Annotated in this window: 21 protein-coding genes; 15 read left to right on the forward strand and 6 right to left on the reverse strand. The window is 65.0% G+C overall.

What is annotated here, in order from left to right; translation table 11 throughout:
* Nucleotides 1-49 precede the first annotated feature (49 nt).
* A complete protein-coding gene (gene ppk1 / locus F3K02_RS05100) occupies nt 50-2,131 on the forward strand; it encodes a polyphosphate kinase 1 (RefSeq protein ID WP_177133969.1) in 2,082 nt (693 codons plus the stop codon).
* 19 nt (nt 2,132-2,150) lie between these two features.
* Nucleotides 2,151-2,633 carry a SixA phosphatase family protein gene (locus F3K02_RS05105; protein WP_177133972.1) on the forward strand — a complete coding sequence of 161 codons (483 nt, stop codon included), beginning with the start codon at nt 2,151-2,153 and terminating at the stop codon, nt 2,631-2,633.
* A 48-nt stretch (nt 2,634-2,681) separates the two neighbouring features.
* Here the strand turns inward: F3K02_RS05105 and F3K02_RS05110 are convergent, their stop codons facing one another.
* The 4 genes from F3K02_RS05110 to F3K02_RS05125 all read right to left on the reverse strand — a co-directional run bounded on the left by F3K02_RS05110 (nt 2,682) and on the right by F3K02_RS05125 (nt 8,984).
* On the reverse strand, nt 2,682-3,203 hold the full coding sequence (locus F3K02_RS05110) for a hypothetical protein (RefSeq protein ID WP_177133975.1): 522 nt from the start codon (nt 3,201-3,203) through the stop codon (nt 2,682-2,684).
* An 81-nt stretch (nt 3,204-3,284) separates the two neighbouring features.
* Nucleotides 3,285-6,236, reverse strand: a complete 2,952-nt coding sequence (locus F3K02_RS05115) for an ATP-binding protein (protein ID WP_177133976.1) — start codon at nt 6,234-6,236, stop codon at nt 3,285-3,287.
* Between the two features lie 21 nt (nt 6,237-6,257).
* A complete protein-coding gene (locus tag F3K02_RS05120) occupies nt 6,258-7,376 on the reverse strand; it encodes a response regulator (RefSeq protein WP_177133979.1) in 1,119 nt (372 codons plus the stop codon).
* Nucleotides 7,377-7,499: 123 nt separating this feature from the next.
* Nucleotides 7,500-8,984 (reverse strand): Ppx/GppA phosphatase family protein, encoded by a 1,485-nt coding sequence (locus F3K02_RS05125; RefSeq protein WP_177133981.1) that lies wholly within the window; start codon nt 8,982-8,984, stop codon nt 7,500-7,502.
* Between the two features lie 167 nt (nt 8,985-9,151).
* Here F3K02_RS05125 and F3K02_RS05130 point away from each other — a divergent pair, with 167 nt between their 5' ends.
* From F3K02_RS05130 to F3K02_RS05165, 8 genes are all read left to right on the forward strand, one after another.
* Nucleotides 9,152-9,754 (forward strand): sigma-70 family RNA polymerase sigma factor, encoded by a 603-nt coding sequence (locus F3K02_RS05130; protein ID WP_177133983.1) that lies wholly within the window; start codon nt 9,152-9,154, stop codon nt 9,752-9,754.
* Nucleotides 9,751-10,338 (forward strand): TlpA family protein disulfide reductase, encoded by a 588-nt coding sequence (locus F3K02_RS05135; RefSeq protein WP_177133985.1) that lies wholly within the window; start codon nt 9,751-9,753, stop codon nt 10,336-10,338. Before F3K02_RS05130 ends, F3K02_RS05135 begins: the two co-directional genes overlap by 4 nt.
* 71 nt (nt 10,339-10,409) lie before the next feature.
* Nucleotides 10,410-11,456 (forward strand): permease, encoded by a 1,047-nt coding sequence (locus tag F3K02_RS05140; protein ID WP_177133987.1) that lies wholly within the window; start codon nt 10,410-10,412, stop codon nt 11,454-11,456.
* A gap of 35 nt (nt 11,457-11,491) precedes the next feature.
* The gene (locus F3K02_RS05145; protein WP_177133989.1) at nt 11,492-12,430 is read left to right on the forward strand and encodes an MBL fold metallo-hydrolase; all 939 of its coding nucleotides are present in this window, start codon (nt 11,492-11,494) and stop codon (nt 12,428-12,430) included.
* A 3-nt stretch (nt 12,431-12,433) separates the two neighbouring features.
* Nucleotides 12,434-12,667: a thioredoxin family protein gene (locus F3K02_RS05150; RefSeq protein ID WP_218179360.1), complete on the forward strand. Its 234-nt coding sequence runs from the start codon at nt 12,434-12,436 to the stop codon at nt 12,665-12,667.
* Between the two features lie 143 nt (nt 12,668-12,810).
* Nucleotides 12,811-13,230 carry an OsmC family protein gene (locus F3K02_RS05155; RefSeq protein WP_177133990.1) on the forward strand — a complete coding sequence of 140 codons (420 nt, stop codon included), beginning with the start codon at nt 12,811-12,813 and terminating at the stop codon, nt 13,228-13,230.
* Between the two features lie 10 nt (nt 13,231-13,240).
* Nucleotides 13,241-13,495: a DUF2789 domain-containing protein gene (locus F3K02_RS05160; RefSeq protein ID WP_177133992.1), complete on the forward strand. Its 255-nt coding sequence runs from the start codon at nt 13,241-13,243 to the stop codon at nt 13,493-13,495.
* Nucleotides 13,492-14,454: a cation diffusion facilitator family transporter gene (locus tag F3K02_RS05165; protein WP_177133994.1), complete on the forward strand. Its 963-nt coding sequence runs from the start codon at nt 13,492-13,494 to the stop codon at nt 14,452-14,454. Before F3K02_RS05160 ends, F3K02_RS05165 begins: the two co-directional genes overlap by 4 nt.
* A 21-nt stretch (nt 14,455-14,475) precedes the next feature.
* Here the strand turns inward: F3K02_RS05165 and F3K02_RS05170 are convergent, their stop codons facing one another.
* Both F3K02_RS05170 and F3K02_RS05175 read right to left on the reverse strand, forming a co-directional pair.
* On the reverse strand, nt 14,476-14,712 hold the full coding sequence (locus F3K02_RS05170) for a thioredoxin family protein (RefSeq protein WP_177133996.1): 237 nt from the start codon (nt 14,710-14,712) through the stop codon (nt 14,476-14,478).
* A 30-nt stretch (nt 14,713-14,742) separates the two neighbouring features.
* Entirely contained in the window at nt 14,743-16,179 is a 1,437-nt protein-coding gene (locus F3K02_RS05175; RefSeq protein WP_343067052.1) for a permease, read from the reverse strand.
* Nucleotides 16,180-16,340: 161 nt separating this feature from the next.
* Here F3K02_RS05175 and pstS point away from each other — a divergent pair, with 161 nt between their 5' ends.
* From pstS to phoU, 5 genes are all read left to right on the forward strand, one after another.
* A complete protein-coding gene (pstS, locus tag F3K02_RS05180) occupies nt 16,341-17,372 on the forward strand; it encodes a phosphate ABC transporter substrate-binding protein PstS (RefSeq protein WP_177134000.1) in 1,032 nt (343 codons plus the stop codon).
* A gap of 112 nt (nt 17,373-17,484) precedes the next feature.
* The gene (gene pstC, locus F3K02_RS05185; protein WP_246309185.1) at nt 17,485-18,465 is read left to right on the forward strand and encodes a phosphate ABC transporter permease subunit PstC; all 981 of its coding nucleotides are present in this window, start codon (nt 17,485-17,487) and stop codon (nt 18,463-18,465) included.
* 22 nt (nt 18,466-18,487) lie between these two features.
* The gene (pstA, locus tag F3K02_RS05190; protein WP_177134004.1) at nt 18,488-19,342 is read left to right on the forward strand and encodes a phosphate ABC transporter permease PstA; all 855 of its coding nucleotides are present in this window, start codon (nt 18,488-18,490) and stop codon (nt 19,340-19,342) included.
* A gap of 51 nt (nt 19,343-19,393) precedes the next feature.
* Complete coding sequence (pstB, locus tag F3K02_RS05195) at nt 19,394-20,170, forward strand: phosphate ABC transporter ATP-binding protein PstB (RefSeq protein WP_177134006.1); 777 nt, start codon at nt 19,394-19,396, stop codon at nt 20,168-20,170.
* 91 nt (nt 20,171-20,261) lie between these two features.
* Nucleotides 20,262-20,963 carry a phosphate signaling complex protein PhoU gene (gene phoU / locus F3K02_RS05200; protein ID WP_177134008.1) on the forward strand — a complete coding sequence of 234 codons (702 nt, stop codon included), beginning with the start codon at nt 20,262-20,264 and terminating at the stop codon, nt 20,961-20,963.
* Nucleotides 20,964-20,977 lie beyond the last annotated feature (14 nt).

A 20,977-nucleotide genomic window follows, 5' to 3' on the forward strand; every position in this document is an offset into this window, starting at 1 on the left:
AGCCAAAACCGGCTGGACCTTGCCGCATCCCCTGATACCCACGGTTTTCATGAGCGCCAGCAACCCCCAGACCCGCCTGACTTTTCTGGACCGAGACCACAGCATCCTGGCTTTCAACGAGCGGGTGATGGACTGGGCGCGCCGAACCGATGTGCCCCTGCTGGAACGCCTGCGCTACCTGAGCATCGTTTCCAGCAACCTCGACGAGTTCTTCGAGGTGCGCATGGCGCCCCAGCTCAACGCGCACAAGACCCATGAGCAGCGCGGCCTGTACACCGTCGAAACCTACGAACAGCTGTCCGCCAAGGTGCACGCCCTGGTGGCGCAGCAGTACGCCATCTACAACGACGAACTGCTGCCCTTGCTGGAGAAGAAGGGCATCAAGCTGGTGGCCCACGGTGAGCGCAACCCGCGCCAGCGCCGCTGGGTCAAGGAGTTCTTTCAGCGCGAAGTGCAACCCCTGTTGTTGCCTGTGGGCCTGGACCCGGCGCACCCGTTTCCCCAGGTGGCGAACAAGTCGCTCAACTTCATCGTGCGGCTCACCGGCAAGGACGCGTTTGGCCGCGAGAACGAGATCGCCATCGTCAAGGTGCCGCGCATCCTGCCGCGCTTTTTCCGCATGCCGCCGGTCAAGGGCTCGAAGCAGAGCCACTTTGTCTCCATCTCCAGCCTGATCCGCTCGCACCTGGCCGACCTGTTCCCGGGCCGGCAGGTGACCGAGTTTTCGCAGTTCCGCGTCACGCGCCACTCCGACCTCGCGGTGGACGAAGAAGAGGTGAAGAACCTGCGCACCGCGCTGCGCAAAGGCCTGCAGCAACGCCACTATGGTGAAGCGCTGCGTCTGGAGATCTCGGCCGGCTGCTCCGACTACCTCGCCGGTTTTCTGCTGGCGCAGTTTGCGCTGCCGCAGGAGGCCCTGTTCCGGGTGCCCGGCCCGGTGAACCTGGTGCGGCTGAACCAGCTCATCGATCAGATCGACGCGCCCGCGCTGCGCTTCGAGCGCTACAACGCCGGCTGGCCGGTCCAGCTGGCGCCCGGGCAGTCGTACTTCGAGCAGTTGCAGCAGGGCGATGTGCTGATCCACCAGCCCTACGAGAGTTTTGATGCGGTGCTCGCCTTCCTGCGCGAAGCGGTGGAAGACCCGGACGTGCTGGCCATCAAGCAGACCATCTACCGCACGGGCGCCAAGTCCGAGTTGATGGAGCTGCTGCGTGAAGCGGTGCGCCGGGGCAAGGAAGTCACCGCGGTGGTGGAGCTCAAGGCACGCTTTGACGAAGAGGCCAACATCAACTACGCCGAACGCCTCGAATCCGTGGGCGCACAGGTGGTGTACGGCGTCGTGGGCCTGAAGACGCACGCCAAGATGATGCTCATCACGCGGCGGGAAGACGGCCGGCTCAAACGCTACGCCCACCTCTCCACCGGCAACTACAACCCCGGCACCGCCAGGCTCTACACCGACCTGAGTTACCTCACCGCCGACGACGCGCTCACCGCCGATCTGGAGCAGGTGTTCCTGCACCTGGCCAGCCAGAACCGCCTGCCCAAACTGAACAAGGTGCTGATCGCCCCGTTCCATCTGCACAAGTCCATGCTGGACAAGGTGGAGGCCGCGGGTGCGGCCGCCAAGGCCGGCAAGGAAGCCCGCATCATCCTGAAGATGAATGCCCTGACCGATGAACCCCTGGCCCGGGCGCTGGCCGCGGCCTCGCAGCAGGGGGCCCGCATCGACATCATCGTGCGCGGTGGCTGCATCCTGCCGGCGCAGGTGCCGGGTGTGACCGACAACGTGCGCGTGCGCTCGATCATCGGTCGGTTGCTGGAGCACTCGCGGGTGTTTTATTTCCGCACCGACGAGGTCGAAGAACTCTGGTTGTCCAGCGCCGACTGGATGAACCGCAACATGCTGCGCCGGGTCGAACTGGCCTGGCCCGTGACCGACAGCGCGCTGCGCCACCGCATCATGGACGAGTGCCTGTCGGCCTGTCTGCACGACACCAAAGACGCCTGGCTGCTGCAGCCGGACGGCCGGTACGTGCCGGCCGCCGTGCTCGCTGGCGCCAAGGGACGCAGTGCGGTGCCGCAGTCGGCACAGGCCAGCCTGATGGCGCGTTACGGCAGCAAGGGCTGAAACACGAAAGGGCCAGGCTGTGGATCTCATCCTCTGGCGACACGCCGAAGCCCACGATCACCCCGACCTGGTCAATGGCCAGCAGGGCGACCCACTCGACCTCGCGCGCCGCCTGACGCCGCGGGGCGACAAGCAGGCTGCCCGCATGGCCGCCTGGCTCGACCGCCAGCTGCCCGATGGGGCCCGCATCTATGCCAGCCCCGCGGCGCGCGCAGAACAGACGGCACAGGCACTGGGGCGCAAATTCAAGCTGCGCGATGAACTCGCCCCGGATGGAGACCCGCTCGCCTTGCTGGAACTGGTGCAGTGGCCCAACGGCAAATCGCCGGTGGTGGTGGTGGGTCACCAGCCGATGCTGGGCAGCGTGATCGCGCGCCTGCTCGGCTTGCCGGAAGAGTACTGCCCGATGAAGAAGGGGGCGCTCTGGTGGTTGCGCCACCGGGAGCGCAACGGTGCACTTCAGACGGTGCTGGTCACGGTGCAGACGCCCGAGCTGATCTGAGCGTCTGCGAGACAGGGTTCAGCGCACCGTTCAGGGTGCGCTGAAGCATCAGGCGTTGGTGGCGGTGACAGGCTTGACCACAGCGACGGCCTGCTTGGCGGGCACAGCGGCTTTGGCGGGTGCGGAGGCCTTGGGCTTCGCTGCCACCGTCTTGGCGACCGGCTTGCGTGCTGCCGGGGCAGCGGCCTTCTTGGCGACCACTTTCTTTTCAAGCGCCTTGGGCGCCACCTTGGCAGCTGGCTCGACCTTGGTTGCGGGCTTCGCCGCCTTCTTCGTGGCCACTTTGGCGGCAGGTTTGGCCACCGGTGCGGTCGCCTTGGGCGGCGTCACTTCGGCGCTGGGGCGGCCGGTCTTCAGGGTGGGCACAGCGGCAACAGCGGTCTTGAAGGCCGCATCGCTCATGCCCTTGAGCACCATCAGGCCGGCGCGCAGGAGCTCGCTCTTCTTGACGCTGGTGCCCAGGCCGATGGCCCGGATCTTGAGGACATCGATGGAGGCGTACTCGGCCTTGGGGATCGTGAAACTGTCGCGGACCAGTTTGCTGGATTTGCCGGTGTTCTTGGATGCCATGAATTTTCCTTCTGAGTTAAACGGTATAAACCGTTTATACCAAAAAATCCGGCCGCTTTTCCAGCGCAGAACCCGCCCGCTTCAGGCCCGGGCCATGAATCCGGCCAGTGCGCGCGCCGTGCCCAGCGCGGCGGTTTGCAATTGCTCCAGCGCCTGTGTGTCCACCGTCCGGTCGCGCGCCGCCTGTTCGATCTGCGCGCAGGCAACCCCCAGCGCGGCGGCGCCCACGTTGTCGGCACCGCCCTTGAGTCGGTGCGCGGCGTCATGCAGGTCCTCGAAGCGGGGCACCGCTGCGGCCTGTTGGATGGCATCGCAGCGGGCGGGCAGGGTCTGCAGGAAATCGTTGAAGATGTCGCGGCGCAGCGAGCCCGCCGCATCGTCACATTCGGCCAGTTCTGCCCAGCGCGCGGGGTCCAGCCAGGCGGGATCGGGCGCAGCCAGGGGGGTGACCGGTGCGGACAGTGCAACGGTTGTGGAAGGCGCCGGGGTGGCCACCGGGCTCCAGCGGTGCAGGGCGGCGGCGAGGCGTTCGAGCTCCAGCGGTTTGGGCAGGTAGTCCGACATGCCCGCATCCAGGCAACGCTGGCGGTCTTCGCCCAGCGTCGAGGCGGAGATGCCGATCAACACCGGCGCGAGGTCGCCCAGCTGTGCCCGGATGGCCTGCGCGGTGGCCTGGCCGTCCATGCCGGGCATGTGGCTGTCGAGCAGCACCAGGGCAAACGGCTGCTGCGCGGCCTGCGCGCTGGTGAGGGCCTGCAGCGCTGCGGCGCCATCGCTGACGCTGTGGTGGGGATAGCCCAGCCGGTCCAGCATGGCCGCCGCCACCTTGAGGTTGACCGGGTTGTCATCGACCACCAGCACCCGGTGGGGCTGGATGTGGTGCGGCAGGGTGGTGGTCGCGGGTGCGCGCACCAGCGCGGGATCGGCGACCACGCAGTGGACCGAAAAACGGAAGGTGGAGCCCGCGCCCGGGGCGCTGATCACGCTGATCTGCCCACCCATCATCTCGACCAGGTGTTTGCAGATCATCAGTCCGAGGCCGGTGCCTCCGTAGACGCGGGTGGTGGAGGTGTCGCCCTGGGCGAAGGGCTGGAACAGGTCGGGCAGGCGCTCGGGCGGGATGCCGACGCCGGTGTCGGTGACGCTGAAACACAGCTGCGGCGGCGTCTGCGTCTGGTCCAGCCAGCCGCGCAGTTCGACCTCGCCGTGTTCGGTGAACTTGATGGCGTTGGACAACAGGTTGAGCAGGATCTGGCGCAGGCGGACCACGTCGCCGATCATGGCCGCGGGCACTTCGGACGCGATCTGGATGGCCAGATGCAGGCCTTTCTCTTGCGCCTTGAGGCGCATGATGCCGGTGGCGTGACCGATGGCGGCGCGCACGTCCAGCGGTTCTTGTTCCAGGTGCAGGCGGCCCGATTCGATTTTGGAGAAATCCAGAATGTCGTCCACCACGGCGAGCAACTGGTCGCTCGACACCTTCAGCACGCCGAGCAGCTCCTGCTGGGTTGGTGTGAGCGGCGACTCGCTCAGCAGTTCGCTCATGCCGACCACGCCGTGCAGCGGGGTGCGGATTTCGTGGCTCATGACCGCGAGGAAACCCGCCTTGGCCTTCACCGCCGCGAGCGCCTCTTCGCGCGAAGCGGCGAGTTCGGCGGTGCGCAGGTTCACGCGGGCTTCCAGCATCTGGGCCGCATCGCGCAGGGCTTCGTTTTTCTGTTCAATCTCCGCGTTGTAGGCCTGCAGCTGGACCGCGCTGTCGTGCATGACCTGCGACAGGTTGTGCACCTCGCGAAACCGGGTGAGCCGCTGCACCGGCGGCACGCCGCCCGAACCCAGTTGCAGGGCCGAGGTGTTGAGCTGACGGAACTGGCCCGAGAGCCGCCGGGCCACGGTGTACGCCACCAGCGCGCTCACCCCCATCAGCGCGCCCATCGCCATCAGCGCCCATTGCCGGGCCTGCGTGACCTGGTGGGTGAAGTCTTGTTCGGGCGCGACCACGATGAGCTGCCAGTCGAGGTTGTACTTTTTGCCAAAGGGACGCTGCAAGGCCATCAGCCGGTTGTTGGTCAGGCCGAGCCGTTGCAGCCAGTCCTGCCGGGTTTCCAGCCGCACCAGACCGGGTTGGGTGCGCTGGCCTTGCTGGAATCGCGCCTGGAGCTGGCTGTAGGAGGCCCGCACCAGCGCGTCCTGGCTCTGCGTGGGGGTGATGCGCTGCTGTTTCCCATCGACGAGGTGGTGGAGCGCTTCTTCGCCCGAACTGGCCACCATCAGGCCCTGCGCGTCCACGAGGTAGGTCACGGCGTGGTCGCTCACGCGGGTGCTGCGGATCAGGTCGGTCAGCCGCGCCAGGCTCATGTCCACCGCCATCACGCCGAGCAGGGTTTTTGCGTCCGCGCCGTAGATCGGCTGCGCCAGGGTCAGGTCGAACTGGTCCTTGACCGCCGAGCGGTAGACGTTGGTGAACACGCGCTGGCCGGTGCTGGCCGCGAGCTGGTACCAGGGTCTGCGGCGCGGGTCGTAGACCGTGGTTTCGGTCTTGACGAGGCGGCTGCGGTCACCCGGTTGCGCGATCAGGAAGTGCCGCCGGCCGCTCTCGCCGGGCCGGATGCTGCGCACGATGAAACCCGCCTCTTCGCGTTCAAGGCCGAAGAAGCTGCCGTCTTCGGTGCCGAAATACAGGTAGGGCACGTTGGCCGACTGCTGCGTGAGCGCGTGGGCCATCAGCTCGAACGCGGTGGTGTCCTTCAGCCAGTTGCGCGTGCGTTCGGCCTCGGCGCCGCTGGTCACGAAGGGCGGCACCAGCGCGTTGACCACGGTGTGCGATTCGCCCAGGTGTGCCAGCGCGCCGACGTCCACGCGGTGGGCCGCCTGGCTCATGGCGTTTTCGGCCAGGGTGTCGATGGCCTGCGCGCTGTTGGACGAGAGCAGCCAGGACACCAGCAAAGCCGGCACCAGCGCGGCCAGCACCAGCGCAGCGATCAGGGCAGGGCCGAGCGAAAGCCGGCGGCGGTGGGCGAGGGTGGTGGGCACGGCGGCGGGCCAGGACTGGATTCAGAAGTGCAGCGGTTCCACGGCACAAACGTCCATGGGTTCGCTGCGGTGGGGCAGTGTGAGCAGGTAACGGGCAACGGGCCGGACGGCGCCGGTGATGCTGCGCAGCACCGGGATCGAAACCGTGATGGCGCCGTGTTCGGATGGCGCGTGGCGCTGCATGGCCATGGCGTCCACCACGGCTTCGCCCACCGGGATCAGCTGCCGGCTGCCGCCGAGCAGGCCGTCCAGCTGCATCATCGCCACCGGTCCCCCGTGCAGCGCAATCCCCACTTCGAACGGCGGCAGGCGGCGGCCGGGAAACTGCGCCTGCACGAAGTCGGCCATGCTGGCGGCGGCGTTGCGCAGGCCCAGCGCGGCCTTGGCCGCCCGCAGGCTGTGGGGCGCGCTCATGGCCAGGTTGACCCCGTCGGCAAAGATGCCGAGCACGCCTTCGCCCACGAACTGCATGGCGCTGGCGCCAAACAGGTGAACGGTGTCGCCACTGTTTTCGTAGAAACGTTTGAGCATCCGGCCGAGTTCGGCCGGGTCCAGCGCGGCCAGCCATTGCGGGTAGTGACGGATGTCGGCGAACAGCACGGTGGCCTCGGGGTAGTTGAGGGCCTGCTGGCCACGCGCATCGCCCGGCCACTGTTCGCTGAGCTCGCGTGCGAGCCGCTTTTCGTATTGTTCATGCAGGTCCCAGGCCTGCTCTTCAAGGGCCTCGGACAGGGCTTTCTGCAGGTGCATGTCCTGCACGGCGGTGCGCAGGTTCTGCCGGTTGAACTGGGCCCGGACCGCCTCGGTCAGTTCCTTGGGGCGCAAGGGTTTGGTGAGGTAGTCGTCGGCACCCAGAAGCATGCCCTGACGCATGTCGCGCCGCTCCTGCAGCGAGGTCAGCAGGATCAGGGGTGTCTGGCCGAGTCGGGGGTGTTCACGCAGGTGCTGCAGCAGGTCAAAACCACTCATGCCCGGCATGTTGACGTCGCTGACGATCAGGTCGGGATGGTGTTCCTGGATCAGGCGCCAGGCGGCGAGTCCGTTGCTGGCTTCGAGCACTTCGTGGCTCTGGTTTTTCAGCACCACGCTGATGAGTTTGAGTGTTCCGCCATCGTCTTCCGCTACCACTATCAAGGCCATCGCTGTGCTGTCTCCGGGTACACATGGAATCGGGCATCGTAGACCGGCCGGTCCGGCTTTCGGCGGCGCCCGGTGTGCGGGTGGGTGACTCCGTGACGGATTGCCTGTGGGCGTGCGCTGGGGTCAGCGCAGATCGGCGCTGAACTTCCAGGCCGTTTTCTGCCAGGCCAGCACCTCTTCGCCCAGCAGCCAGGCCGACTGCGGGTAGCGACGCGACCAGCCCGGATTGGTCGCCAGCTTGAAGGCGCCCGATTTGTAGCTGAGCTTGACCGACTGGTGCTCGGGCATCTGGCGGGCATGGCACAGCAGCACCGCCAGGCGCAGGCTCATGAGCTGCTTGGCGAAGAGCTCGTCTTCCAGCGACTGCTCCAGCTTGCGCAACTTGCCGCGCTGACCGAGCACCAGCTGGCTCATGCGGTGCAGTTCGGGAAAGGAGAAACCCGGTGCGTCCACGTTGTCCAGGATGTAGGCGCCGTGGTGGTACGAGCGGTCGTGCGAAATGTGCGTGCCGATCTCGTGCAGGCGGGCTGCCCAGGCGAGCTTTTGCGAATACCGTTCGTTGGGCGTGTCGGCGGCCGCGATCTGGGCAAACAGGGCCGTACTCACGGTGCTCACGCGTTGCGCCTGCGCTTCGTCGATCGAGAAACGCTCGGCCAGCCAGCGCACCGTGCGCTCGCGCACGTCGCCCTCGTGGGACTCGCGGTCGATCAGGTCGTAGAGCGCACCCTGGCGCAAGGCGCCTTGGGCGGGCAGCATCTGCTGGATGTCGAACAGGTCGAAGATCGCGCGCAGCACGCTCACGCCGCCACCGAGCACGGCCCGGCGGTCGTCCTTCATGCCCTCGATGCGCAGGTTGTCGACGTTGCCGGCCTTGATCAGCTTGTCCACCAGCCAGTCCAGACCCGAACGGGTGACCACGCCCGAAGCCCAGCCGTTGGCCGCCAGGATGTCGGCGACCGATCCCACGGTGCCCGAGGACCCGTAGGACACCATCCATTCGGAGGGCGGAAAGGTGTCGAGCGCCTCATCGAGCACGGCCTTGGCCGCGACTTCGGCGGTCTTGAACGCCACCGTCGTGAGCTGGCCGCGGGGGAAGTATTTGGTCGACCAGGCCACGCTGCCCAGCCGGTACGACTCCATCTTGCGGGCCTCGTAGCCCTGACCCAGGATCATCTCGGTCGAGCGCCCGCCGATGTCCACCACCAGGCGTTTTTCTTCGGATTGCGGCAGCAGGCGCGAGACGCCCTGGTAGATCAGGCGCGCTTCTTCATGGCCCGACACCACCTCGATGGCGAAGCCCAGGATGGACTGCGCCTTGCGCATGAACTCGTCGCGGTTCTGGGCCTCGCGCAGGGTCTGCGTGGCGACGGCCCGGACCTGTTGTTTCTTGAAGCCGTGCAGGCGCTCGGCAAAGCGCGCCAGGCAGTCCCAGCCGCGCTGCATGGCGGCTTCGCTCAACACCTTGTTTTCGTCCAGGCCGTTGCCCTGGCGCACCGTTTCCTTGATGTATTCGACGCGTTCGATGTGGCCGGAGTGGAAACGGCCGATTTCCAGCCGGAAGCTGTTGGAGCCGAGATCGATCGCGGCGAGGAGGGTTCCGTTTTGCATGTTGCGTCAGAGCCGCGCAGGTGGCGGGTCTGGAGGTTCGGGTTCTGTAGCGTTGCCGGGATTGTGACGCATACCGGTGCGACACCGCCGCCGCCATGGCCAGGGCTTCGACCACCGTTTGAACCCCGCGTCCTTTCCCGGTACCCTAGCGGTTTTACAGCGATGCCATGAAACAACTTGTGTCTGTCTGGACCCGTCACGAGCCCGAACTGCGCGGCTGGTTGCGCGCGCGTACGCCCGTGGCGAGCGAGGCGGAAGACATCCTCCAGGACAGCTTCATCAAGGCCCTGCGCCAGGGCGATCGTTTTCGGGGCGTGGAACAGCCGCGCGCCTGGCTGTTCGAGATCACCCGCAACACCCTGATCGACCGGCTACGGGCACACAAGCCGCTGGCACCCATGCCCCCCGATTGGGAGGAGATACCGGACGAGCCGGCGCAGCTGGAGACGGTCGATGCCCTGGTGGCCTGTTTGCCGCGTGTGCTGTCGGAACTGGACGCCAGGGACCGCGAGGCCATTGAACTGTGCGACCTGCAGGGCCTGCCTCAGGCCGAGTTTGCGCGCCTCAAGGGTTTGACGCTGCCCGCGGCCAAGTCGCGCGTGCAGCGCGCCCGCCAGCGCATGCGCGAAAGCATGGCGCTGGGCTGCCAGGTGTCGTTCGACCCGGGCGGGCGTGTGGCGGATTTTGTACCCCGGCCGGCGTTGGCGACTGCGACACCAGACCCCACAAGCGCCGCCCGCGCTTCACCCATTCCCTGCAACACCCCATGAAAACTCAAGCCAGCGTCCCAGCAATCAACCCGGTGAATGCGAACAGCCGCTGGACCCGCCGCGACTGGCTGCGCGCCAGCGGTGCCACCGGCCTGCTCGCGGGCATGAGTCTGCCCACCCTGGCCCAGCCCGTTTCGGCCGCGGCCGAAGAGGCCAAGGCGCCGCCCTTGCCGGCGCTGGGCTCGCCGCTGGCGCTGCCGCGCATAACGTTGCTGGACGGCACGGTCTACGAACCGTCCGCCAGCGCAGGCCAGCCGCTGCTGGTGTACTGGTGGTCCAGCACCTGCCCGTTCTGCGCGCTGCAGAGCCCGAGCATGGACCAGCTCTGGCAGAGCCAGAAGGCCCGGGGGCTGCAGATGGTGGCGTTGTCCATCGACAAGAAGCCCGAGGACGCCGTGGCCTACCTGAAAAAGAAGGGTTACAGCTTTCCGGCCGCCTGGGCCAGCCCGGACTGGCGCAAGGCCTTCCCCAAACCCCGCGGCCTGCCCATCACGCTGCTGCGCGGTCGCGACGGCAAGCTGCTGCTGGCCGAAAAAGGCCAGATGTTTGCCGAAGACGTGGAAGCCATCGCCGGGCTGATCTAAGAGGCTGAGAGGCTGCAAATTTTTTTCTGACCAGCCTGCATCTTTTGGAGAGGTGCCTCGTCTTCTGAGGCATGAGCACCCTCACATCGACCCTGACCCGCTGGCCGCAGAAGCAGCCGGTGATGTTTTTGCTGATCGCCGCCGCCCTCTGGTGGGGCCTGTACCAGTCGCTGATCCCGGTCTCCGAGGCCTTGGTCGCGGCGCTGCCGGTGGAGCGCGACAGCCATCTGGGTGGCGCGTTGCAGTTCTTCTTCTACGACACCCCCAAGGTCTTGCTGCTGCTGACAGGCGTGGTGTTCGTCATGGGCATGGTCAACAGCTACTTCACCCCCGAGCGCACCCGGGCCTTGCTGGCCGGTCGCACCGAGGGCGTGGCCAACGTGATGGCCGCCTCGCTGGGCATCGTCACCCCGTTCTGTTCCTGTTCGGCGGTGCCGCTGTTCATCGGCTTCGTGCAGGCGGGCGTGCCGCTGGGCGTGACTTTCTCTTTCCTGATCTCCGCGCCCATGGTCAACGAGGTGGCGCTGGCGCTGTTGTTCGGCATGTTCGGCTGGAAGATCGCCGCGCTGTATCTGGGCCTGGGCCTGTCGGTAGCCATCGTGGCAGGCTGGATCATCGGCCGGCTGAAAATGGAAGCGCACCTGGAAGACTGGGTGCGCGACATGCCCAGGATGTCGGCCGGCTTTGAAGCGGCCGAGACGACGCTGGCCGACCGGGTGCAGGCGGGTTTTGCCTCGGTGCGCGAGATCGTTGGCAAGGTCTGGCCCTACATCCTGGCCGGCATCGCCATCGGCGCCGGCATCCACGGCTGGGTGCCGCAGGACTTTATGGCCAGCTTCATGGGCAAGGACGCCTGGTGGTCGGTGCCGCTGGCGGTGCTGATCGGTGTGCCCATGTACACCAACGCAGCCGGTGTGATACCGATCGTGCAGGCCCTGCTGGCCAAGGGTGCGGCGCTGGGCACGGTGCTGGCTTTCATGATGAGCGTGATCGCGCTCTCGCTGCCCGAATTGATCATCCTGCGCAAGGTGTTGAAGGTGCGCCTTATCGCCACTTTCGTGGGCGTGGTCGCCACCGGCATCCTGATCGTGGGCTTTGTGTTCAACGCGGTACTTTGACATTCATTTCCTCAAACCAACGGAGACCAACCGGTATGCACATTCCAACCATCCGACACAAACACCTGCTGATCGCAGGCTTGGCTGCCACCCTGGCTTGGTCTGCCCAGGCGGTGGAGATCGTCTTCAAACCCGTGGCACCCGATGTGTACGCCTACGTCGGCGACACTGAAGGCCGCACCTTTGAGAACGAAGCCATCAACGCCAACCTGGGCCTGGTGGTCACGCCTGCTGGTGCGCTGCTGATCGACAGCGGCGCGAGCTTCCAGGGTGCGAAGCAGATCGCCGAAGCGGTGAAGAAGGTGACGGCGCAGCCCATCAAATGGGTCATCAACACCGGTGGCCAGGACCACCGCTGGCTGGGCAACGGCTACTTCAAGTTTCAGGGCGCACAGATCATGGCGCACGCCGATGCAGAGGCCGACATGAGGGCCCGCGGGCCGGCGCACCTGAAGGCCAACGCACCCGTGCTCAAGGAGAAGATGGACGGCACTGAGATCGTGTTGCCCACCCGCTGGCTCAAGGATGCCGACACGACGCTGGACCTGGGCGGCGTGGCCGTGCAGGTGGTGCACCGTCAAGGCGGCCACACGCCGGGCGACAGCATGGTCTGGTTGCCGCAGGTCGGTGTGGTTTTCACCGGTGATGTGGTCTATGTGGACCGCATCCTGGGCCTGCACCCGGTGAGCAAGACCAAAACCTGGGTGGAGTCGTTTGAGGCGCTGGAGGCGCTGAACCCGAAGGTGGTGGTGCCGGGCCATGGCAGCGTGACCACGCTCGCGAAGGCACAGTCCGACACCGGCAAGCTGCTCAAGGCCCTGCGCGCCCACATGGGCCAGGCGGTGGAGGCGGGCACCGACATGAGCACAGCGATCAAGAGCTTTGACGCCAGGCCCTACCAGCATCTCAAGCACGTGGAGGTCTGGCTGCCCCAGATCGCCAATCTCACCTATCTCGAAATGGAACAGGAGTGAATCATGGACATCAAGGTACTCGGAACCGGCTGCGCCAACTGCAGGAACACCATCGCGCTGATCGACCAGGTGGCGAAAGCCAAGGGTGTGGCGGTCAAGCTGGAAAAGGTGGAAGAGCTGCGCGACATCATGGGCTACGGCGTCATGAGAACGCCCGGCGTGGTGATCAATGGCAAGGTGGTGCATGCTGGTGGTGTGCCCGCCCGTGAGATGGTCGAACAGTGGTTCGGTGCCTGAAACAGCTGAACCGCGCGGGAAGTAGCCCAGCGCGGAGGCATTCATCTGTGGATGCAAAAGGGGTACCCTCAAAAAGGGCAACGCTATGAAGCTGTGCCGTTGCCCGACCCATCCTCGGCTTCACCCTTTCCAGCAGGCAAGACATGACCGAAACCCCTACCAAGATGACCTTTCACGTGAGCTCGCGCCGCGTGGATGCACACGGCAGCCTCTCTCTCTGCAAGAACGCCGAAATTGCACTGGACACCGACATGGCCGGCAATGCAGAGGCCTTCAACCCAGCCGAGTTGCTGCTGGCCGCGCTGTCGGCCTGCATGATCAAAGGCATCGAGCGTGTCGTGCCGGTCCTGAAGTTCGAGCTGCGCGGCGTGCAGGTGATCGTGGACGGGGTTCGTCAGGACGTACCGCCAAAAATGGAAAGCATCCGCTATGAGATCGTGGTGGACACCGACGAATCGGATCGCCGTCTGGATTTGCTTCACGATAACGTGAAGAAGTTCGGCACCGTCTTCAACACCGTGGCGCCAGGCACCGATCTGTCGGGTGTGATGCGCCGGGCTTAAGGAGTTCACCATGAAATCTTCCATCCACCGGTTCAGCGAGCTGTTTGCCCAGTTGGGGCTACCGAACGATCCAGCGGCCATCCGCCAGTTTCTGGTCGACCACACGCCGCTGGCCAATGGCGTCAGCCTGCCCGATGCCCCTTTCTGGTCGTCTTCGCAGGCCAGCTTTTTGCGAGAAGCCCTGCTTCAGGATTCGGACTGGGCCGAACTGGCAGATCAACTGAGTCAGGCCCTTCGAGAGCAGGAAAGCCAAGACGAAAGATGAGTGCCGGACACGACCACAGCCATGCCCCCGCCAACTTCAACAAGGCCTTTGCCATCGGTATCGGCCTGAACCTCGCCTTTGTGGCGATTGAGGCGTTCTACGGCTGGAAAATCAACTCACTGGCCTTGCTGGCGGATGCCGGACACAACCTGAGCGATGTCGCCGGACTGGTGCTCGCCTGGGGCGGCGCACTGGCTGGGAAGCTCAAGCCCAACTCCCGCCACACCTACGGCTGGAAGCGCGGCAGCATCCTGGCGGCTTTTGCCAATGCCTTGCTGCTGCTCGTGGCCATGGGCGCGCTGGTCTGGGAGGCTGGTGGGCGCCTGATGTCACCCGACCCGCTGGTCGGCAATCAAGGCGTGACGATCATGGTGGTGGCGGGCGTGGGCATCGTTGTCAACACCGCCACCGCCTTGCTGTTCATGCGGGGACGCGAGAGCGACCTGAACATCCGCGGCGCTTTCCTGCACATGGCGGCCGATGCGCTGGTGTCGGCCGGTGTGGTGGTGGCGGGTGCACTCACCCTGTGGATGGGCTGGACCTGGCTTGATCCAGTGGTCAGCTTGCTGATCGCCGCCGTGATTCTGTGGGGCACCTGGAACCTGTTCCGGCAGTCCTTGCACCTGTTGTTTGATGGCGTTCCGGACAGCGTGGACCCGCAGGCGGTGCACGACTACCTGGCGGCGCTGCCGGGCATCAGCCATGTGCACGACCTTCACATCTGGGCCATGGACACGTCTCAGGTGGCCATGACGGCCCACTTGGTGATGCCGCATGGACATGCCGACGACGGGTTTCTGAAAGAAGCCACGGAGCAACTGCATCACCGCTTCGAGATCACCCATGCCACATTGCAGGTGGTGAACGCTCCGTTCACTGAACCCTGTGGAGACTGGCATGCGGCGTCGGACACTTCCCCTGCGCAGCAGGGGCCAGTCAGCCATGTCCACAGTCATTGAAGGGCTGGAGTCACCGCAAAGTCAGGTGGACAACCACTTCTGGACTTCCGCCACGGTGGGAATGCGCCCGCTGCTGACCAGTTTTTCATTGACCACCAGGCCCGGCGTGGAGAGCAGGTCGTAGGCCATGATCTGCTGCATGTCGGTGACCTTGAGGAACTCGGCCTCGATGTGGCTGGCGGTGGCGGCTTCGCGGGCCACGGCTTCGAGCTTCTTGCAGTTGGCACAGCCGGAACCCAGGATCTTGACGGTCAACATGGTGTTTCTCCTTTGAATACATGAAAGGGATCAGGCGGCGACAACCATGCGTTGCCGCCGACGCAACCAGGCCAGTGCAACAGCCAGGCCGGCCAGACACGCGCCCATCACCGCAGCCAGTGACGTCCAGGCCGCACCGTCGACCCAGGCGCCAAAGATCAGGCCCGCGGAAACACTGAACAACGCCACCCAGCCCACGTAGGCCGCGGTCTTGGTCCGCCCGATCACCGCGGCCACCATCAGCATGCTCTGCAGGCTGAGTTCCGGGTCGGCCATCAGGTACGCGAGCAGCGGGCCGGGGTGCATGCCAAGGTCCAGGAACATGCGGGCCACCGGCACTTCGACCAGCGTGGGAAAGTACATGAAGACGCCGAAACCCACCGCCACCACGTTGGCCATCAGGGTGTTGCTGCCGGCCAGCGATTCGATCCATTCCGGCCGGATGAGCTGCCGCACCATGCCGACCACAAACACGCCGATCACCAGCACGAGGAAGATCTGCTTGACGAAGCGCCAGGCTTCCCACAACCAGCTGCGCCAGTCGTCGGCGGGCAGTTGCCGGGCATAGAACCAGATCGCCCACAGCGCAAGTGCGACCCCCAGGGCGCGGCCGGTGAGGGCGATTTCCAGCCCGTCTGGTGTGGGCGTCAGGCGCAACGCCGCCACCAGCAGGGTGGTGGCTGCCAAGCCCAGCGCGACCCAGGTCCAGCGGTTGGCGCCTTCGATGATGTCTTCCATGCCTTTCCAGGCGGTGGCTGAAATCAGCAGCAGCAAGCCGATCAGCACCGAACCCTGGAAGCTCACACCTTCTTCGCCTTTGGCGTCGTCAAAGGGCACCCAGCCGAACAGGGTCTCCTGCCAGGCCATGGCCCAGGGCAGCGGCAGGGTGAAGGTGCCCACGGTGGTGATCAGTGGCCACAGCTTCAGGGTGCCCGCGATCAGCAGAGCCACCAGCGACAACAGCACCCCCAGCGCCGCCGGGGCGATGCTGGCCTGGGCGGCGAACAGAGTGTCGGTCTGCGCGTCGTGGCTCGCATCGTCGCGCCAGAACACCAGCGCCATCAGGATGCCGATACCGATGCCGAACATCAGGCAGAACACCACGCGTGCAACGGCAAACTCGGGCCCGAGAATGCTGCCGGTGTAGGCCAGCGCCATGATGTTGCCGGCCGGCGCAAAGAAGAGAAAGGTCATGGCGGGACCGATGCCGGCGCCCTTGCGGTAAATGCCGGCGAACAGCGGCACGATGGTGCAGGAGCACACGGCCAGCAGCGACCCGGCCGCGGCCGCCGCAGGGTAGGACACGTAGGCCGGCGTGCTGCGCCCCAGCCAGCGCGTGATGCTGGCCTTGGGGATCAGGGCTGCCATGGCGCCCGCGATGAAAAACGCGGGCAGCAGGCACAGCAACACGTGAGCGGCGAGGTAGGCAGCCAGGCTGCCAGCGCCACCGGTCAACAGTTTCAACACGAGTTCCATTGACTTCTTTCGTGTGGGTACCGGGTTCATTATCGACACATGCCGCGGCAAGGCGCTGTTTCCAAAACGGTTTTGTGACTGTCACAGTCTTGTCACATTGCCCCCCTAGAGTCCCGGTTGTGGATTTTCTTTCCCCAACACAGAGGACACTCATGAACACCAAACGCACCCTTCTGAAGACCGTCGCCGCTGCCGCACTGGCCACCATGGCCATGGGCAACGCTTTCGCCGCCGACATCACGGGCGCTGGCGCTACCTTCCCGTTCCCGGTCTATGCCAAGTGGGCCGAGGCCTACAAGAAGGAAACCGGTACTGGCCTGAACTACCAGTCGATCGGTTCGTCGGGCGGTCTGAAGCAGATCCGCGCCAAGACCGTGACCTTCGGTGCCTCCGATGCACCGGTCAAGGGCGAAGAGCTGGACAAGGACGGCATGATCCAGTTCCCGGCCATCATCGGTGGCACCGTGCCCGTGATCAACCTGGAAGGCTTCAAGCCGGGCGAACTGCGCGTGACCGGCCCCGTGCTGGCCGACATGTTCCTCGGCAACATCACCAAGTGGAACGACGCCAAGCTGGTCGCCCTGAACCCCGGCAAGGCCCTGCCTGACGCTTCCATCACCATCGTGCACCGTGCCGACGGTTCGGGCACCACTTTCAACTGGACCGACTACCTGACCGCCGTGAGCAAGGAATGGGCCGACAAGGTGGGCAAGGGCGCTGCCGTCAAGTGGCCGGCTGCCTCGTCTGTGGGTGGCAAGGGCAACGAAGGCGTGGCCGCCAACGTGAACCGCGTCAAGGGCGCGCTGGGCTACGTGGAATACGCCTACGTGAAGAAGAACAACATGAACTTCATGCAGCTGCAGAACGCCGATGGCAAGTACGTCAGCCCCGATGACACCGCCTTCGCCGCCGCCGCCGCCAGCGCCGACTGGTTCAGCGTGCCCGGCATGGGCATCTCCATGGTGAACGCCAAGGGCGCAGCCAGCTGGCCCGTGAGCACCGCTTCGTTCATCCTGATGTACAAGGAACCCGCCGACAAGGCCGCTTCGGCCGAAGCGCTCAAGTTCTTCGACTGGGCGTTCAAGAGTGGCAAGCAGATGGCGGCCGACCTCGACTACGTGGCCCTGCCTGACAGCCTGACCGCGCAGATCCGCTCCAAGGTCTGGTCGCAGGTTGCCAAATAAGTTGCGTTGACCCGTGTCATGCGCCGGCTGGCCCCCAGTGCCTGCCGGCGCATGACGCACTTCAGTGAACGAGAGTAACCTGACGGGAGTCAACATGAGCGTGGGTACCACCATGAGTTCGCAACCAGTGTCCCTTGAAACGGGCAGCGCCAGCATGGTGTCGATCGCCAGGCGGCAGCGGCTCCAGGATGTCTTTTTTCACCGCATCACGCAGTCGTTTTCGCTGCTGGTGCTGGTCGCCCTGATGGGCATCATCGTTTCCCTGTTCATCAATGCCTGGCCCGCGTTCCAGAAGTTCGGTGTGAACTTCATCTGGTATGTGGAATGGGACATCATCAACGAAGAATTTGGTGCCGCGATCGCGATCGTCGGCACCCTGGCCAGCGCGGGCATTGCGCTGCTGATCGCCGTGCCGCTGGCTTTTGGCATCGCGCTGTTCCTCACCGAAACCTGCCCCACCTGGTTGCGTCGCCCGCTGGGCACCGCAGTGGAGTTGCTGGCCGCCGTGCCGTCCATCATTTACGGCATGTTCGGCCTGTTCGTGTTTGCGCCGTTGTTCGCCGACTACGTTCAGGTGCCGCTGCAAAACGTTCTCGGTGGCATGCCGCTGATCGGCTTCCTGTTTGGTGGCAGCACCAACGGCTTCGGCATCCTGGCCGCGGGCATCGTGCTGGCCTTCATGGTGCTGCCCTTCGTGGCCGCGGTGATGCGCGACGTGTTCGAGATCGTGCCGCCCATCCTGCGCGAATCGGCCTATGGGCTCGGCTGCACCACCTGGGAAGTGGTGCGCAAGGTCGTGCTGCCGTACACGCAAAAAGGCGTGGTCGGCGGTGTGATGCTGGGCCTGGGCCGCGCTCTGGGCGAGACCATGGCTGTGACTTTCGTGATCGGCAACGCCAACCGCATGCCCACCTCGCTGTTCTCGCCGGGCACGTCGATCGCCTCCACGCTGGCCAACGAGTTCGGCGAAGCTGCCGACTTCCACATCTCCGCGCTGTTCGCGCTGGGCTTCCTGCTGTTCGTCATCACCTTCATCGTGCTCGGCTTTGCCAAGTGGATGCTCGTGCGGGCCGAAAAGGCCAAGGGCCTCTGAACCCCCACCCAAAGGCACAACCATGGACTTCAATCAATCGCTCTACCGCCAGCGCCGCTGGTCCAACGCCGTCGGCCTGTCCCTTTCGATGGGTTCGATGGCACTGGGCCTGACCGTGCTGCTGTGGATTCTGTTCGTGCTGTTCAGCAACGGCTTTGCCGCGCTGGACTGGAACATGTTCACCCAGTCCACGCCAGCGCCCGGCACCGAAGGCGGTGGCCTGGCCAACGCCATCGTGGGCAGCCTGATGATGGTGGGCTTCTCCGTGCTGGTCTCCACCCCCATCGGCATCTTCGCCGGGGTGTACCTGGCCGAATACGGCGACCAGAGCAAGACAGCCGAAGTGACCCGCTTCGTGACCGACATCATGCTGTCGGCCCCTTCCATCGTGCTGGGCCTGTTCGTCTACGCCATTGCGGTGGCCACCATGGGCACCTTCTCGGGCTGGGCCGGCACGCTGGCGCTGTCGCTGATCGCGGTGCCGGTGGTCGTTCGTACCACCGAGAACATGCTGCGCCTGGTGCCCGGCAGCCTGCGCGAAGCGGCCTTTGCCCTGGGCGCGCCGCGCTGGAAAGTGGCCACCCTGGTCACGCTGCGCGCGGCCAAGAGCGGTGTCATGACCGGTCTGCTGCTGGCCGTGGCCCGCATCAGCGGCGAAACCGCGCCGCTGCTCTTCACCGCGCTGAACAACCAGTTTTTCAGCACCGACATGAGCAAACCCATGGCCAACCTGCCGGTGGTGATCTTCCAGTTCGCCATGAGCCCCTACGACAACTGGATCCGCCTGGCCTGGGGTGGCGCACTGCTCATCACCCTGTCCGTCCTGCTGCTCAACATCGTTGCGCGCGTGTTCCTGCGCGAGAAGACGCCAGGCTGAGCGCACGCCCTGCGCCACGCCGTCATCTCATCAATTTTCCGGATCCGACCCATGACCGAAACCGCTGCATCCACCAAAAACGCCCTTGAGCTGCGCAACCTGAACTTCTTCTATGGCAAGTTCCAGGGCCTCAAGGGGGTCAACATGAATATTGAAGAACGCAAGGTCACGGCCTTCATCGGCCCGTCGGGCTGCGGCAAGTCCACCCTGCTGCGCACCCTCAACCGCATGTACAGCCTCTACCCCGGCCAGCGCGCCGAGGGCGAGATCAACTTCTACGGCCAGAACATCCTCGACGACAAGCAGGACATCAACCTGCTGCGCGCGCGCATCGGCATGGTGTTCCAGAAGCCCACGCCGTTCCCGATGTCGATCTACGACAACATCGCCTTTGGTGTGAAGCTCTACGAAAATCTCAGCAAGAGCGAGATGGACGACCGCGTCGAATGGGCGCTGTCCAAGGCCGCCCTGTGGGGCGAGGTGAAAGACAAGCTCAACCAGAGCGGCCTGTCGCTCTCCGGTGGCCAGCAGCAGCGCCTGTGCATCGCACGCAGCGTGGCGGTGAAGCCCTCGGTGCTGCTGCTCGACGAGCCCACCTCGGCACTCGACCCGATCTCCACCGGCAAGGTCGAGGAACTGGTGCACGAGCTCAAGCAGGACTACACCATCGCCATCGTGACACACAACATGCAGCAGGCCGCCCGCTGCAGCGACTACACCGCCTACATGTACCTGGGCGAGTTGATCGAATTCGGTTCCACCGAACAGATCTTCTTCAAGCCGACCAAGACGGAGACCGAGGACTACATCACCGGCCGTTTCGGCTGACCCTGTTCCAGCTTCCTCCGTTTCGTTTCTCTCATTCATTGCCCCCGCGGGGGCGCAGGCTGGCCGGAAGGCGGCCTTTCAGGAGACCTTCATGGGCGACAAACACATCTCCAGCCAGTTCGACGCCGAGCTGAACTCCATCTCCACCCATGTGCTGGAGATGGGCGGCCTGGTCGAGTCCCAGCTGCACCAGGCGGTCTACGCGCTGATCCACATGAGCCTGGAGACGGCCGAGCAGGTGCTCGAAGCCGAAAACCGCATCAACCAGATGGAAGTGAACATCGATCACGAGATCATTTCCACCATCGGCCGTCGCCAGCCCACAGCGCGCGACCTGCGCTTCCTGATGGCGATCTCGCGCACCACGCAAAATCTGGAGCGTGCAGGCGATGAAGTGGCCCGCATTGCGCGCATGGTCAAATCGATCATCGAAAGCGGCTCGCCGCGCTCCTTGCCGGTGTCGGAGCTGCGACTGGCCGCCGATCTCGCCGCCGGCATGCTGCGCAAGACGCTGGACTCTTTCGCCCGCCTGGACACCACCATGGCCCTGGCGATCATGAAAGACGACAATGCCATCGACCTTGAATACGACGGCTTTCTGCGCAAGCTGATCACCTACATGATGGAAGATCCCCGCACCATTTCACCGAGCCTGAACCTGCTGTTCCTGGCCAAGTCGCTGGAGCGCGTGGGCGACCACGCGAAGAACATTGCCGAACAAATCATCTTCGTGGTCAAGGGCGAAGACGTGCGCCACACCTCGATGGACAAAGTGGAGTCGGTGGTCGGATGAACACAAAGGCTTCA

The sequence above is a fragment of the Hydrogenophaga aromaticivorans genome, assembly GCF_013387465.1.
GTDB lineage: Bacteria > Pseudomonadota > Gammaproteobacteria > Burkholderiales > Burkholderiaceae_C > Hydrogenophaga > Hydrogenophaga aromaticivorans.

Bases quoted from the DNA above. Each gene is read 5' to 3' on its own strand.
- F3K02_RS05160 (WP_177133992.1), top strand. From the start codon at position 13,241: ATGAAATCTTCCATCCACCGGTTCAGCGAGCTGTTTGCCCAGTTGGGG.
- F3K02_RS05125 (WP_177133981.1), bottom strand. From the start codon at position 8,984: ATGCAAAACGGAACCCTCCTCGCCGCGATCGATCTCGGCTCCAACAGC.
- F3K02_RS05145 (WP_177133989.1), top strand. From the start codon at position 11,492: ATGCACATTCCAACCATCCGACACAAACACCTGCTGATCGCAGGCTTG.
- F3K02_RS05110 (WP_177133975.1), bottom strand. From the start codon at position 3,203: ATGGCATCCAAGAACACCGGCAAATCCAGCAAACTGGTCCGCGACAGT.
- F3K02_RS05130 (WP_177133983.1), top strand. From the start codon at position 9,152: ATGAAACAACTTGTGTCTGTCTGGACCCGTCACGAGCCCGAACTGCGC.
- F3K02_RS05165 (WP_177133994.1), top strand. From the start codon at position 13,492: ATGAGTGCCGGACACGACCACAGCCATGCCCCCGCCAACTTCAACAAG.
- phoU (WP_177134008.1), top strand. From the start codon at position 20,262: ATGGGCGACAAACACATCTCCAGCCAGTTCGACGCCGAGCTGAACTCC.
- pstB (WP_177134006.1), top strand. From the start codon at position 19,394: ATGACCGAAACCGCTGCATCCACCAAAAACGCCCTTGAGCTGCGCAAC.
- F3K02_RS05155 (WP_177133990.1), top strand. From the start codon at position 12,811: ATGACCGAAACCCCTACCAAGATGACCTTTCACGTGAGCTCGCGCCGC.
- F3K02_RS05120 (WP_177133979.1), bottom strand. From the start codon at position 7,376: ATGGCCTTGATAGTGGTAGCGGAAGACGATGGCGGAACACTCAAACTC.
- pstC (WP_246309185.1), top strand. From the start codon at position 17,485: ATGAGTTCGCAACCAGTGTCCCTTGAAACGGGCAGCGCCAGCATGGTG.
- pstA (WP_177134004.1), top strand. From the start codon at position 18,488: ATGGACTTCAATCAATCGCTCTACCGCCAGCGCCGCTGGTCCAACGCC.
- F3K02_RS05140 (WP_177133987.1), top strand. From the start codon at position 10,410: ATGAGCACCCTCACATCGACCCTGACCCGCTGGCCGCAGAAGCAGCCG.
- pstS (WP_177134000.1), top strand. From the start codon at position 16,341: ATGAACACCAAACGCACCCTTCTGAAGACCGTCGCCGCTGCCGCACTG.
- F3K02_RS05135 (WP_177133985.1), top strand. From the start codon at position 9,751: ATGAAAACTCAAGCCAGCGTCCCAGCAATCAACCCGGTGAATGCGAAC.
- F3K02_RS05150 (WP_218179360.1), top strand. From the start codon at position 12,434: ATGGACATCAAGGTACTCGGAACCGGCTGCGCCAACTGCAGGAACACC.
- F3K02_RS05170 (WP_177133996.1), bottom strand. From the start codon at position 14,712: ATGTTGACCGTCAAGATCCTGGGTTCCGGCTGTGCCAACTGCAAGAAG.
- ppk1 (WP_177133969.1), top strand. From the start codon at position 50: ATGAGCGCCAGCAACCCCCAGACCCGCCTGACTTTTCTGGACCGAGAC.